This window comes from Candidatus Poseidonia alphae, assembly GCF_943787815.1.
GTDB lineage: Archaea > Thermoplasmatota > Poseidoniia > Poseidoniales > Poseidoniaceae > Poseidonia > Poseidonia alphae.
This window is the reverse complement of sequence record NZ_CALSNW010000003.1, coordinates 128,551-143,052: the sequence shown is the minus strand read 5'-3', so window position 1 is coordinate 143,052 and position 14,502 is coordinate 128,551. Positions and strand designations below refer to the sequence as shown.

Sequence of the window (14,502 nt, the reverse complement as noted above, 5' to 3'; positions counted from 1 at the left end):
ACCTCAATCATGGATAGCCACGATTCACCCGGATGGCTTGTCCTTGACGGCTACGAAGATGAACCCGCTGCATTTGGTGTACCGCCATATGTTGGATTCCATATACGCTATCTATGCGGAGTCCTTGAACAACGAGGAATCCCTTACACTTACATGACGGTAGACCGTTGGCGACAATGGATCAAAAAGGACGGTGAGGCTGTCCAGAAGTGGATGAAAGATGTTGAAGGTGTTGCTTGTATTGCCGGTGCGGTCGTCCCCGGCCGATACCTTAGAGGAACACCCATCTCACTCAACGAGACTCAACAACTCATTCGGATGATTCCGGGAGGCATTCCTGGTTTGTTTGGAGGGTGGGCGATTCGTGGGTGGCGTCAGCAAGGCTGGAACCCTCTACGGCCAAATCTCTTTCTGGCGGTGCAAGATACAGACGCAACACTGGATGGATTTCTCAAAAACGGCGAGTGGAAGCATGCCCGAAGAACGGCGCAGCAATGGACTGCTTGGGCCCAAGCCGGAGCAAGCAGCAAAGCAGTCCTTCACCATCCAGATTTGGGAACAGAGGAACAACCTGGTCCGCTCACCTATGAAGTCGAGGTGTACCAAGGGTGTGTACGCTACAAGCGTGGTTGTAAATTTTGCATTGAGCCAAAGAAAGGAGTCCCCATATGGCGCACTCCTGAAGACATCATTGAGGAAGTCCGCATTGCCCATGACGCTGGCGTCCACCATGTTCGTCTTGGTGGAATGACCGATACGTACACGTACATGGCAGAAGGTGTGAAAGAACTCGAATATCCAGTCCCGAATCCCGAACCAATTGCGAAATTGCTTCACGGGCTAAGAGAAGACGAACGGTTGGGGATTCTCCACACAGACAATGGAAACCCGTCCATCATTGCGGAGAATATTGAGGAATCTGAGGCCATTACCAAAACGCTTGTGGAAACCCTTTCTGATGGGGCGGTCCTCTCGTTCGGTTTGGAATCAGCGGACCCGAGCGTTCACGAAGCGAATTGGCTCAACTGTGACCCCCACCAATTGAAATCAGCAATCCGCCTCATCAATAAATACGGCCGTGAGCGTGGAGCACGAGGATTGCCCAAATTACTACCTGGATTGAATTTTATTGCTGGCCTGAACGGCGAAACTGAACAAACCTACGACATGAATCTGAACCTGCTCCAAGAGATTCGTGAAGAGGGGCTCATGCTCCGCCGAATCAACATACGACAGGTCGAAGGAGAGGGATTTCAAGAGATTCCGCAACAGGCATTCAATCGCTTCAAAGAAACCTGCAGAGATACCATCGACAAACCACTGCTGAAAGAGTTGTTCCCGCTTGGAAGCATCCTTCGAGACGTTCACTGGGAAACTCATGACGGCAGAACCCGTTTGCCCGTTCATGAAACCGAGGCTCACACATCTTCTACAATACACGGTAAACCCGGAATCACATTTGGCAGACAAATAGGAGCCTATCCGATCCTCATCGGAGTCGAATACAAGATTCCACTTGAAACTCAATCCAACGTTATCGTCACCGGTCACGGTGCACGCTCGATTACGGGGGTTGAAATTGGGCTCGACCTAAGTAGGGCAACCGAGAAACAACTCAGTGCAATACCTGGAATCGGCAGCAAAACCGCTTGGAACCTCATTTCAAAGCGGGCCAGGGCCATGAGGAAAATGAATACTTCAGCCCCCTATCAAAGTGCTGAAATGTGGTTCGAGGATACGGGAATCCAGTGGGATGAAAAGTTTCAAACTTACTTTGATGAACGTGAATGAGCAAGAGCTAGAGATGGTTTTAATGCCTTCTCGTAACAAAAAATGATGCAAAACAAACAAAAGGCCGAAAGCCTTGGCCATACCATGCAGAAGAAATCAGTCATTGTATTCACCGTTCTTTTTTTGGTTCAGGCAATGGCCGCAGGCCTCGCAGTAATTCCTGCACAACCAAACACCGAAACCTGGCAGGGCCCTGTTCTTGAATCAGGGGCGCGCTCAACCGGTGTGCTCACCGATTCCCAGCAACAATCCATGCTGTACAACCAAAGTTACAACGGCAACAATGACAACGACGGCGATGGGGTCATAGACAGCCTTGATTCCGATGACGATAACGATTGTATTCCTGATTCAAACGACACCTCACCGTACGATTTTGATGGCGATGGCATCAACGATGAATCAGACATCGATGATGATGGAGACGGATTAAATGACTCCTTGGAAGTGAGTGATTCAAACGCCTCAACCAACATCTACGACGCCGACAATGACGGCAACCACGACTGTGCGTTCTTCGCTGGTGGAAATTCAAGCAGTGGTAATACCGGTGGAAACAACACCGGCGGCAACAATACCGGCGGCAACAATACTGGTGGAAACAACACCGGCGGAAACAACACCAACACTAGCACTGGCTGCGGATACGACGTCAACTATACATCTGTATCCACATACTCACCCTACATGGTTATGGAAAACCAATCATTCTCAACCACAATCTATGTGAATTGTGAGGTGTACAATTCAAGTATGGACCTTGCCTATTGGATCTACGACAGCAGCAACTATACTGTTTACTCCGGCAATCAATCGTGGACCAGTATGAACAACTACTCGAATTTCAATTGGTCTGTACCTGGACTTTCAATAGGAAACTACACCTTCCATGCCCAACTCTATGTGGCCGGTAGCTATCATGACAGCAGCTCCCGTGGAATCGTGGTTTACACCAACAGCAGCGGTGGCGGTGGAAACAACAGCGGCAACCAAACCTCGCCGTGTGGATACAATCCTAGTTACGCATCTGTATACGCATATTCGCCATCCATGATTATGGAGAATCAATCCTTCATGACCTCGATTTACGTGAATTGCGAAATTTACAATTCAAACATGTTGCTCGTCTACTGGATCTACGATGCATACAATTACACTGTTTACTCTGGAAACCAGTCGTGGACAGGCAGCACAAGCAACAACTCAAACTTCAACTGGTCTGTGGGAGGTCTTAGCGTAGGAAACTACACGCTCCATACTGAACTCTACGTCAATGGAACATATGTTGACAGCGATTCAGATGGAATCATGGTCTACGCCAACAACAGCGGTGGCGGAGGAAATACCGGCAATACCGGATGCGGATACGACCTCAACTACACCTTTATCAGTGCAAATGTCCCATCCATGGTAATGGAGAATCAATCCTTCATGACCTCAGTGTATGTGAATTGTGAGATTTACAATACCAACATGTTGCTTAACTATTGGATCTACGATGCCAACAATTACACTGTTTTCTCTGGAAACCATTCGTGGACAGGTATGAACAACTATTCGCACTGGAACTGGTCTATCGGCGGGCTTAGCGCAGGAAATTACACCTTCGACGCTGAACTGTATACCAACGGCACCTTCGCTGCCAGCAACTATGGTGGAATCATGGTCTACGCCAATAACAGCGGTGGCGGTGGAAATAACGGAGGCAACAACACAGTAAACGATGCACATTGTCTCATCCTTCATAACTTGACCATGAGTCAATCCTACTATGTGACTGTGAATTTGGTCAATACTTGCAATGACGCTATCAATTATCCAGGAATTAATGCAACTACAAGTAATTCGCAAGTTTCTGGACTCAGCAATTCCTGGTGGTACGTGATTGGTGGAAACAACTCAAGCGGACTTAATAACTCAATTACAATGAATTGGCAGTTGTATTTCAGCCCTAACTTGACCAACGGGACTATGGTTGATATTGACCTAGAGGCCACTGTTTTGAACTGTGGTTCTAACAATTCTTGGGGAAATCAATGTCCAAACTCAACCGATTCAAGTTTGTCATATCAGTTCACCTTTATTGGGAATACAAATACGAATAACACTGGCGGCAACAACACCGGCGGAAACAACACTGGCGGCAACAACACTGGCGGCAACAACACTGGCGGCAACAACACCGGCGGCAACAACACTGGCGGCAACAACACTGGCGGCAACAACACCGGCGGCAACAACACTGGCGGCAACAACACCGGCGGCAACAACACCGGCGGCAACAACACCGGCGGCAACAACACCGGCGGCAACAACACCGGCGGCAACAACACCGGCGGCAACAAGGTCACGATGACCATGACTCCGGCTGGAACATACGTCGCAACAACACGGCGGCAACAACACCGGCGGCAACAACACCGGCGGCAACAACACCGGCGGCAACAACACCGGCGGCAACAACACCGGCGGCAACAACACCGGCGGCAACAACACCGTGACACCAAATACTGCACCAAGCGTCACAGATGTCTCAATTTCTCCCGTCTTAACCACTGCAGATGACGAGCTGACATGCACCTATACCGTGTTTGATATGGACGGCGATTTAACGACGACAACCGTAACATGGTCGGTCAATGGGAACATTATTCTGACGGGTTCGGATTCATTGACTGGAGGATTTTCAGTTGGCGATGATGTATCGTGCTCAGTTACCGCTACCGACGGCCAACAACCGAGCATTGCGGCGTCCGCATCCACGGTCATCTTACCGGTTCCAAATGTGGATTCGGACGATGGAGAAGGTCTTCCAGCAATTGGAACGATTGGAACCATGGCTGCCATCGCTGCAGGTGTCTTCGCTTCACGTCGCAAGGACGATTGAGTGGATAACATCCAATGCGAGGGTTGGCGATGAAGACGGTTGGCCTGTTGAAAGAAGCCGCATTGCGTTTGTCCAAGATTTGTGATGGTGCGATTTTAGAACTTGAGAAGACTGAAAAAGTCGCTCATGCAACCAACCCACTCGACTATGCTTGGCCCCATCACGAACAATACTTGGAGAAATGGGGCGGCCTTGGGGCGAAGACCTTGCTTCTTGGAATGAATCCCGGTCCATGGGGTATGGCTCAAACCGGTGTTCCGTTCGGGGCCACTGGCGTTGCTGTTGATTTTCTGAAGATTGAATCACGCCCACTACAGACTCCGTTGAATGCTCACCCTAAGCGGCCCATCGTTGGAATGAGTCTCGAGCGACAAGAAGTATCAGGTACACGCCTATGGAATTTGATGGCGGAACATTACGGCTCTGCAGAGGAGGCATTTGCCAGTATCTTCGTCGTCAACCATTGCCCCTTGCTCCTTTTGGGAGGACGTGGACAAAACATCACTCCAGATAACATCCCTGCATCGGTAGTTGAACCAATTTTGGAAGCCTGTGATGAACACCTCCAAGAGGTGGTTGAAGCAATGAACATTACTCGAATCATCGGCGTTGGAAAATATGCAGAAAAGAGGGCAAGGAAGGCTTTTTCGGCTGGTAAATCGGGTCTCGGAGTCACCGCATCTGGGCGAGAGATCACCATCACAACATGCTGGCATCCAAGTCCTGCAAGCCCGCTGGCGAACCGTAACAATGGAGCGGATTGGAAAATGAACGTCATCGCCGTTCTTGAAGAAATGCAGGCGTAGTCTTCAAATGCTTAATTGTTCAGTGGGGACGCATGGAACCTTCTCAACTCGCATGGGACCGACAGCCGAACGACCGACAATGGAAGGTGCCTGAGGGGGATGACCCTCGGACACTTTACCAAATGCTGATGACCAGCGTGGACCGATTTGGAGACCTGCCTTGCTTTGGATACATCCCCGAAAAAGACATGCCTCGCGTCCATCTTGACTACAAGACCTTTGGTAGCCTCTCTACTGCAGTTGGTAAGCAACTTGCGTCTGTCGGCGTCCAAGCCGGAGACCGTGTAGCACTCATCCTGAACAACTCCGTTGAATGGGCGGCCTTAGCCTACGGAGCAAACGGAATCGGTGCTGCATATACCGCCATGTACACCCACCAACACGGCCAAGAATGGGCGTTTATCTTGAACGATTCTACTCCTTCGTTGCTCGCCGTTGCAGATACCACGGTGCTTGACAAACTGGTCGCCAATATGCCGGCCGATGCATCAAAGTGGCCATCGTGTGGAATTCTCCTCTTGGGTGATGAAGAAGCCAATGAACTGCCTCCCGAGGGAGTAACAGTCCATGCATGGAACGATTTCGTCGCAGCGGGCCGAGAAGCCCCCGACTTCGAGATTGCAGACGACCCGTTTGCATTGAACACGCTCATTTACACATCAGGTACAACTGGAAACCCAAAGGGAGTCATGCTCTCCAATTGGAACACGCTGTCCAACATTTTGTGTGTTCAATCTGCCTTCACCATCTATGTCGGTGACAAAAACGCTGCGTTCTTGCCGTGGGCGCACTCTTTTGGTTCAACCTTTGACTTGCACTGGATGATTCGCTGTGGCGTCCACATCAACCTCATTTCTGACTTGACGCGTATCGCTGACGAATGCATCGAGATCAAACCTGCTGTTTTGCTTGCCGTACCTCGCGTTTGGAACAAATTCTACGACCGAGTGAACGCTCAATTTGCGAGTGCAACTGGGCTGAAGAAAGTCTTCGTTAACAAGGCACAGAAAGCCTCTCTTAAGCGAATCGCCAAGGCTGGCGTTCAATGCGACGCTGTCGCTCCAACCAAATTCTTTGACAAACTGTGGGACAAACTCGTTTGGTCCAAGGTCCGCGCCCGATTTGGAGGCAACATTCGATTCTGTATGTCAGGTGCTGCTGCACTCTCACCAGATGTTGCAGCCTTTATCCAACAGGTTGGATTCAGCTGCTACGAAGGATACGGCCTTACCGAGACCTCACCGCTTGTTTCCGCAAACGGATGGTCTGGACCTGGTACAAGCAAACTCAACACCGTTGGCCGAGTGGCTAACGGCGTTACCGTGACCATCGATACCGATGCATGGGACGACCCAGACCGACCTGACGAAGGAGAAATCATCGTCACCGGGCCCAACGTCATGATGGGATACTGGAACAACGAGGAAGCCACGAAGGAAGTTATCATTGAACCGGGTACATTCCGTACCGGTGACTTGGGTAAACTCACCGACGGTTATCTTTCAATTACCGGACGTGTCAAGTCTCAATTCAAGTTGGAAAACGGCAAGTACGTCTCTCCTTCATCCCTTGAAGAGACGATCAAACTCAACCCACTCATCGAACAATGTGTGCTTGACGGACGTAACATGCTCAACACCTTCCTCGTGGCTCACCCGAACATGGAAGCGCTTCGTGTTGCGCTCAAGGGTGCGGGAATCTCAGCATCCGGTGATGACGCAGCAGTTTGCGCTGATCCTAAGGTTCGTGAATTCCTGTTGACTAACCTCAAGAAGAACAACATGATTGCTCCAGATTGGAAAGGATATGAAGTTGCTCGTACCCTCATTCTTGATTCGGAAGAATGGACCACTGACAACGAAATGTTGACGCCGTCCATGAAGGTCAAACTACGAAACCTCTTGAAGAAGCACGACGAAGAAATCCAAGCCATCGCTTGACGCTCATTTATCTTGTTTGAGGAGAGATGGGTATCCACAACCGACAAACAATACTTTTCGTCATGTGCGTGGCATTAACTCTGTCCATAGCAGGATGCGTCAATCCACTGTCTAAAGAGGATGCGCAAGTTGGAATGGAAATCGACGACTTGTACTACTTTCAGTATTCTTTTGCAATTGACCTTCAGATAAAAGAAGGGAACAACGTCACTTTAGAAACTGTATCGATATCACCATGCGATCAGGAACCATTCATCGGCTGTATTGACCAGATTCAAAATGGACAAGCTTTCGTCTTTGATGTTCCAGCAGAAGCGTCATCTTCTGACGGAGTTTGGTTTGATGATGCATCCTTTGAGTCACCTGTGTTCCATTTCTTTGAAACAAAAGACCTCACTACAGGAGTTATATTCACTGAACAGGGTATTGCGTTTTCTCTCGCAACACAATACAACTTCAATGAGACAAAGGCAAATGAGATGAATATCACAGATGTTAACGACGATGGAAAATTGCAAATGTGCTTCATCGGACTTAACAAAGAACTGTCAAGTCATCATGCTCTCTTTGTTGACCAAGGAACTGACAATCAAACTCAAGAAGAAGAGCGTAATTTACTCATCCAGCGCTACGATTCCTATCTTAATTTGTTTGAAGAAAAAAGAGTGCTGGATGTCTACAACCATTACTGTGAGGCGGACCAATCTCTCGGATTATTCGCACTGGACTTGTGAAATCTTGATGTTGAATTTTTCGTGACGGTTGAGGACGGTATCGCTGAAGAAACCGTTTGAGTCAATAGACATGGCGTTTTGCGAGTGACATGAAACCAACAGATGAGCAAGCAGGTGCGTGGACTGAAGCCTTTGAATCGGGCAAGTTTGTCCGAAAAACAAGTGAATTTCGCGACCATATCGTCAACGACGGCCCCTTTGATGTTGAAAGCGGACGGTACCACCTCTACGTATCTCACGCATGCCCGTGGGCTCATCGAACGCTCATCACTCGAACCTTGCTTGGCCTGGAAGATGACATCAGCGTAGATGTCGTGGATTGGCGTATGAACAGTGATGGTTCCTGGTCGTTCAACGATGAAGAAGAGGGAGCCACTGCAGATACCATCAACGGTGAATCAAGTCTTGAAGGCATATACAACCGAGCATTCCAGGGATGGAATGAAAGTCAACGAATCGGAACCGTTCCCGTATTGTGGGACCGTAAACACAGTACCATTGTCAACAACGAGAGCCGTGAAATTGTTCGGATGTTCGATTCGTTTGCACAAGCAGGCATGGGAAACGGAACATCACTTTCGCCTGTGGAACTGCGTGAAGCGATTGACGCCATGATCGATGCAAACTACGAACCCGTGAACAATGGTGTCTACAAATCTGGCTTCGCACGCACACAATCAGCATACGATGAAGCGGTTACCGCACTGTTTGCCCGCTTGGACGAGTTAGAAATTCATCTTGAGGGAAGAGAGTGGTTGGTCGGAGAAGGCGTTGGTCAACTGACTGAAGCAGACATTTGCCTCTTCCCAACACTTGCAAGGTTTGATTTGGTCTATGTTGTCCATTTCAAGTGCAATTTGCGTAGAATCATCGATTACCCAAACCTTCAGGCATTTGTTGAGCGGATGATTGACCAACCTGGTGTTCGGGAAACCTGTCACTGGCATCACATCAAGGCCCACTATTTCTGGTCCCATCAGAACATCAACACCTTCCGAATCATTCCACTCGGGCCACTTGAAGGCGCACACACGAAGTAACTTGAGTGACCTAAGGCCCCCAGAAGTGGAGAATATGCTGGTTCTGCCCAACCAAACGATGGACGAGTTCAGACTTCTGAAATCTCGTCTTCTGCAAGGGGCGGAAGACCCTTCTTGGCACGAACGTAATCGGTGTAGTTTCCGTAGTAAACCTTGACGTTTCCACCGTCAACTTCCCAAATGCGATTGACGACTTGGTCCAGGAACCAACGGTCGTGAGATACGGTAATGAGTGACCCGGTATAGTTAACGAGCGCTTCTTCCAACGTGTCTTTGGAATCCATGTCCAAGTGATTGGTCGGTTCGTCCATCAACAACAGGTTGTTCTGTTCAAGCAGGAGTTTCAGAAGAGCCACACGGGCTCGTTCTCCACCAGAAAGTTGAGAGAGCTTGGTCGTCACCTGCTCGCCTGAGAATTGGAAACGACCCAAAGCAGCACGTATGTCACCGTATTGGAAATCCGGGCGTAGTTTCTCAATTTGTTCAACCGGGCTGAGGTTGAAATCAAGGGTAGCGTGGTCTTGGTGGAAGTATCCGATTTCACATCCTGGGGCCAAATCGAAAGAGCCGCTGTCGAGTTTCAAATCTCCGTTGATAATTTTCAGCAAGGTGGTTTTGCCTTGTCCGTTCCCGCCGACAATCCCGATGCGGTCGCCCTTACGAACTTCCAGTGATTGCTTCTTGAGAATGGGTCGTTCAAGACCTTCAAACGTCATGGTTCCGTCTTCAATCATCAAGACGTCCATGCTTCCCTTATCGGTTGCCTCGAGTGAAAAAACGAGGTTCTTGCGCTTCTTGGGCATGCGGGCTCTGAGCGCTTTGAGTTCTTGTTGCATGCGTTCAATCATCTTGTGTTTGGCTGAAATGGACTTGTCGTATTTGTTGGCCCGCTTCATTTGTGACAACGCACCCATTGTGGATTGAATCTTCTTTTCAATGGTATTGATCATATCACCAAGAGATGCCTCACTGGCCTCTTTTTGCTTCAAGAATTGTGAATAGTTGCCCTTCCATGGCCAGGCACGAAGGTTGTCAACTTCCACAATACGAGTGCACACTTGGTCCAAGAAATAACGGTCGTGAGAAACAATCAATTGTGCGCCTTTGAACGTGCGCATGAAGTCTTCCAACCATTCAGTGGTTTGAATGTCCAAGTGGTTGGTCGGCTCGTCGAGGAAGATGACGTCAATGCCGTTGAGTCCAACCAATTGACGAGCGAGAGCGAGTTTGGCTTGCTCTCCACCTGAGAGTTTGTTCACAGCCATATCCATTGGGTGCTTGTCAAGACCGAGCCGTTCAAGAATTCCTTTGGCGATTCCAGCAACGTTACCACCGCCACTGGCCGCAAGCGTCTGTTGGAGTTGAGTATAATGTTCCATAACCGGTTCCCAATCGCCTTCGTAAAACGCAGGGTCGATCATGCGGGCTTCAATAGCAGCGATTTCATCTTCCAGTTCTTGGAATTGGCGTCCTTTGCGACCGAGTTCCTCCTCAATGGTCGAATCGGATTCGAGGTCCCGAATTTGAGTGAGGTAAGCAATACGAATCCCGGGTGCAAATTCAATGTCTCCCGTGTCCTGCTTTTGTTCGCTGATGGTGTTCAAGAGCGTGGTTTTTCCAGCCCCGTTGTGTCCGACGATACCAATGCGGTCCCCGTCGTTGACTTTGAGGTTGATATCGCGCAGAACATCAACGGCACCAAAGGCGCGGTCTACCGCCTCGACGTTGATGAGTTCACGAACCATGAGTCTCCCTAATTATGGCGCCGAGTCCCCTGTTGATAAATAAGCCCCCATGTGAAATGAGCCTTGGAGGTTTAAACGCAGGGTTTCATTAAGGAGAAGGTTGAATAAGAACCATGGCCAAAATCTCACAAACTGCTCTTGCTGTAACCGTATTGCTTCTGATTATGAGCCTCCCCCCACCCCACCAATCACTGGAAGAAAAAGAGTCACCCTTGTTCGTAACTCAGGCCTCTGATATGATTGCCGACTTCTCGCTAAACGTAGCTTCCAGCACGAAGGTCGTGGACATCGACCACGTCGGGCAAACCTATGTCGTTGCTGTGAGCCACGATGGTTCTGGTTCTGTTGGGGCCTACGCTTGGACTGGACAACCTGCCGGCGGAGCCTTGTTGACCTTAGCACACAACGGTACGGTTGTTGACACGGCCTTTACAACAATCGCTCCTTTTGAGATGCGAGCTTCTTCAACCATAATCGTGACGTTAACGAATCATACTCAAAACGGAGTTGTCCTACAGGCTTACGATGAACAACTCAGTTTAATCAACGCTAAAACTCTACAATCCAGCACAACTGGGGGAGGGGTCGGGGACCTCATCACGTATGCAATGGATGTCGCTGGTGGAGACATTTACGCCACCTTTGGATGCCCCAACGGACAACTGATTTTCATGAGTCAAACATGTTCAACCGGCACAGACCGTTACTCTCTTATCACGGTCTCATGGAATGCTACAACCAATGCTTTGAGCACTACCGCTGTAGCAAAGTGGTTTTCTCCCGAATCCACTTGGATGAACTATCTGCCTGCCGAAACAGGAGGCGGATTCACCACCATTGGGCCGAACCCTGCGTGCCCTCAATCCCTCTACGCCCACAGCCAGGGCATTGAAAGCATGGCTAACGCGCATTGTGAACGCCGTCAGCAAACCACAGCACAGCACGCTTCATCCTTACTCGGATCCACCTCATCGTGGAGTGCAACCGGTGGAGATGCAATGACCCTGTCCATGGGTTTGGCCTTCTCATCGTACAGCCTTGCAACATCTACGGAGAGTTTCGACGGAGATGTCTTGGCTTTTGTTGATTGCAATTCTGGCATTGATATTGAAGTTGAAACTGCCCACTACGGCAGCCACAGTGCTCTCTTTATCCAGGGTTGGACGGGTGGAGGAAATCAAGAATGTTCTCTTATTGAGCATGAAGCTGCAGACGCAGGAGATACCAGTCGAGAAGTTACGACCTTCAAAGGAAGGAATGCAAACATGGGCCTGCTGGGCACCAGTGACTTTTCCGGCGGAATCGCCGTCAAATCCAGCCGTGACCTTCTCAGCATGGCAGCCACCAGCACCCCAAACACGGGTTATGCTGCTGTATGTCACACAGGTAGTCTGACCAACGATAACGCTGCCATCAAAGTCGGAGGACAAAATGAACAAATTTCTGTGATCGCATGGCAGGGAGCCACCATCATCAACGTCACTTCACACAATGTCAACAGCGGATGCCCTGAGGCTTTGACTGCAGGAATGGGTGAACTGCTGATGCTCCAAAATGACGGCATTCTGCAGACATTGACCTTCTTTGGCCTCGACGCTGATGGAGATGGCTACGGCGCCTCAACTGATTCGTTCCCCAATGATGCCGACCAGTGGAGCGACCAAGATGGGGACGGCTACGGCGACAATGGCGGATTTTCAAACAGTGATGATTGTCCTTTTTCCCCTGGACCATCAACACTCGGTCGTCAAGGCTGCACCGACATTGATCTTGATGGATGGGCAGATGATTCCGATGGATTCCCTCACGATTCCACTCAGTGGGCTGATGAAGATGGTGACGGATACGGGGACAACGAAACTGGAAATCTCGGTGATGACTGTCCAACGATTGCAGGAGCGTCAAGCCGGGACAAGCGTGGATGCCTTGACAGCGATTTTGACGGATTTAGTGATGAGAACGATATTTTTCCCAACGATCCGAGCCAATGGTCCGACACGGACGGTGATGGATTTGGAGACAACCCACTGGGTGTGCTCGGCGACAATTGTCCGACCATCGCAGGCACCAGTAACTCTGGCGCCCTTGGATGTGCAGACCAAGATAGCGACGGATGGGCAGATCAAGAAGATGATTTACCAACAAATCCAACGCAATGGGAAGACTTGGATGGAGACGGATACGGGGACAACATAGTCGGCTTGGATTACGACCAGTTCAAATTTGATCCAACTCAACAAGTCGATTCGGACGGAGACGGATACGGAGACAACGTCGGTGGCACTCGGGGCGATGCCTGTCCAAATGTCGCCGGCACCTCCACCTATGACAGATATGGCTGCTTGGATACCGACGGTGACGGTTATTCTGATTTGAACGATGGATTTCCCAACAACCCCGACCAGTGGGTTGACTCTGACGGAGATTCATACGAGGACTCTGTTGACGATTTTCCCTTTGACCCCTCACAATGGTTGGATACTGATGATGACGGCTTTGGCGACAATCAATTTGGCTCCAATGCCGATCGATTCCCACTTGACATGACGCAATGGTACGACATTGACGGGGATGGATATGGTGACAACCCCGGAGGTGAAGATTACGATGCATTCCTTGCGGAGCCAAGTCAGTGGTCAGACCTCGACAACGACGGCTGCGGCGATAACGCCAACGGCCGTAATCCCGACCTCTTTCCCGACGATTCTACGCAATGCAAAGATGAGGACGGAGATGGTTTTGGTGACAACCAATCTGGAAACAATCCGGACCCTTACCTCTTTGATTTTGATAATGACGGTTATAATGACAGTATAGACGTGCTGCCAAAGTTGAGCTCACCTGGTGACCTTGACAACGATGGTGTTCCCGATGATGACGACGATTTTCCATCAAATCCAACGGAGACCCGGGATTTTGACGGAGATGGCGTCGGTGACCGAGCCGACCCTGACGACGATAATGACGGAGTACTCGATGATGCTGAACTGAATGCGGGCACCGACCCCTACGACGCAAATTCTAAACCGATAGATAGTTTTGAAATCTTGTTGCCCGGAACCAACGTCGGTTTGGGTGCGTGGGACTTGATTGGGGTCTTTGTTGGAATTCCGCTGACCACGTGGATCTTGATTGGTATCTTCACCCGAGGCGGTCGTGCTAAGCGATTTGAGGAGCGTCTTCAGGGCGCCACCCGCCGTGAAGAACTCGAAGAGATTGCTACGGATTACGAGCGAGCCGTCATGATGCGCATGCTCGGACCACACCAAGCCATTCGTCTCGAACGGATGCGAACAGAACTTGACGATTCGCTGGAACAAGCTATGCACCAAGGCTACAGCGGTCAAACGAGCAAAAGTAACGAAGAGCAATGGGCTGAATATTATCGCCAACAAGAAGCCTATGAGGCACAACAATCGGGCACCGCCCAAGGCCAGATTGTCCAACCTCACTCGAAGGACATACCCCCCGTTCCAAGCGACGCCAATTACGAACAAGAGCAAGGCTGGTAGGGTTGCAGATCCACCCTTGAATTGATGAACCAAAGCCTGCTGGACGG

Annotated in this window: 9 protein-coding genes; 8 read left to right on the top strand and 1 reads right to left on the bottom strand. The window is 49.9% G+C overall.

All coding sequences use genetic code 11. The features are described 5' to 3' along the window. Positions 1–9 precede the first annotated feature (9 nt). The 7 genes from AAA857_RS05485 (at position 10) to AAA857_RS05455 (ending at position 9,198) form a co-directional block, all read left to right on the top strand. A complete protein-coding gene (locus tag AAA857_RS05485; protein WP_338173932.1) occupies positions 10–1,791 on the top strand; it encodes a radical SAM protein in 1,782 nt (593 codons plus the stop codon). Positions 1,792–1,875: 84 nt separating this feature from the next. Further along, on the top strand, positions 1,876–4,356 hold the full coding sequence (locus AAA857_RS05480) for a hypothetical protein (RefSeq protein ID WP_338173931.1): 2,481 nt from the start codon (positions 1,876–1,878) through the stop codon (positions 4,354–4,356). Positions 4,357–4,378: 22 nt separating this feature from the next. Next, positions 4,379–4,678, top strand: coding sequence for a hypothetical protein (locus tag AAA857_RS05475; RefSeq protein WP_338173929.1), 300 nt, complete (start codon positions 4,379–4,381; stop codon positions 4,676–4,678). Positions 4,679–4,707: 29 nt separating this feature from the next. Beyond that, positions 4,708–5,484 (top strand): uracil-DNA glycosylase family protein, encoded by a 777-nt coding sequence (locus AAA857_RS05470; RefSeq protein WP_338173927.1) that lies wholly within the window; start codon positions 4,708–4,710, stop codon positions 5,482–5,484. 32 nt (positions 5,485–5,516) lie between these two features. Then, positions 5,517–7,424 (top strand): AMP-binding protein, encoded by a 1,908-nt coding sequence (locus tag AAA857_RS05465; RefSeq protein WP_338173925.1) that lies wholly within the window; start codon positions 5,517–5,519, stop codon positions 7,422–7,424. 62 nt (positions 7,425–7,486) lie between these two features. Next, a complete protein-coding gene (locus tag AAA857_RS05460) occupies positions 7,487–8,158 on the top strand; it encodes a hypothetical protein (RefSeq protein WP_338173923.1) in 672 nt (223 codons plus the stop codon). 89 nt (positions 8,159–8,247) lie between these two features. Next, complete coding sequence (locus AAA857_RS05455; RefSeq protein WP_338173920.1) at positions 8,248–9,198, top strand: glutathione S-transferase C-terminal domain-containing protein; 951 nt, start codon at positions 8,248–8,250, stop codon at positions 9,196–9,198. A 68-nt stretch (positions 9,199–9,266) separates the two neighbouring features. On the opposite strand, the gene AAA857_RS05450 is transcribed toward AAA857_RS05455, so the two are convergent. After that, on the bottom strand, positions 9,267–10,943 hold the full coding sequence (locus tag AAA857_RS05450; RefSeq protein WP_338173918.1) for an ABC-F family ATP-binding cassette domain-containing protein: 1,677 nt from the start codon (positions 10,941–10,943) through the stop codon (positions 9,267–9,269). A gap of 113 nt (positions 10,944–11,056) precedes the next feature. Here AAA857_RS05450 and AAA857_RS05445 point away from each other — a divergent pair, with 113 nt between their 5' ends. Continuing rightward, the gene (locus tag AAA857_RS05445) at positions 11,057–14,455 is read left to right on the top strand and encodes a hypothetical protein (protein ID WP_338173916.1); all 3,399 of its coding nucleotides are present in this window, start codon (positions 11,057–11,059) and stop codon (positions 14,453–14,455) included. The last annotated feature ends 47 nt before the right edge of the window (positions 14,456–14,502 follow it).

Bases quoted from the DNA above. Each gene is read 5' to 3' on its own strand.
- AAA857_RS05485 (WP_338173932.1), top strand. From the start codon at position 10: ATGGATAGCCACGATTCACCCGGATGGCTTGTCCTTGACGGCTACGAA.
- AAA857_RS05480 (WP_338173931.1), top strand. From the start codon at position 1,876: ATGCAGAAGAAATCAGTCATTGTATTCACCGTTCTTTTTTTGGTTCAG.
- AAA857_RS05470 (WP_338173927.1), top strand. From the start codon at position 4,708: ATGAAGACGGTTGGCCTGTTGAAAGAAGCCGCATTGCGTTTGTCCAAG.
- AAA857_RS05465 (WP_338173925.1), top strand. From the start codon at position 5,517: ATGGAACCTTCTCAACTCGCATGGGACCGACAGCCGAACGACCGACAA.
- AAA857_RS05460 (WP_338173923.1), top strand. From the start codon at position 7,487: ATGTGCGTGGCATTAACTCTGTCCATAGCAGGATGCGTCAATCCACTG.
- AAA857_RS05455 (WP_338173920.1), top strand. From the start codon at position 8,248: ATGAAACCAACAGATGAGCAAGCAGGTGCGTGGACTGAAGCCTTTGAA.
- AAA857_RS05450 (WP_338173918.1), bottom strand. From the start codon at position 10,943: ATGGTTCGTGAACTCATCAACGTCGAGGCGGTAGACCGCGCCTTTGGT.
- AAA857_RS05445 (WP_338173916.1), top strand. From the start codon at position 11,057: ATGGCCAAAATCTCACAAACTGCTCTTGCTGTAACCGTATTGCTTCTG.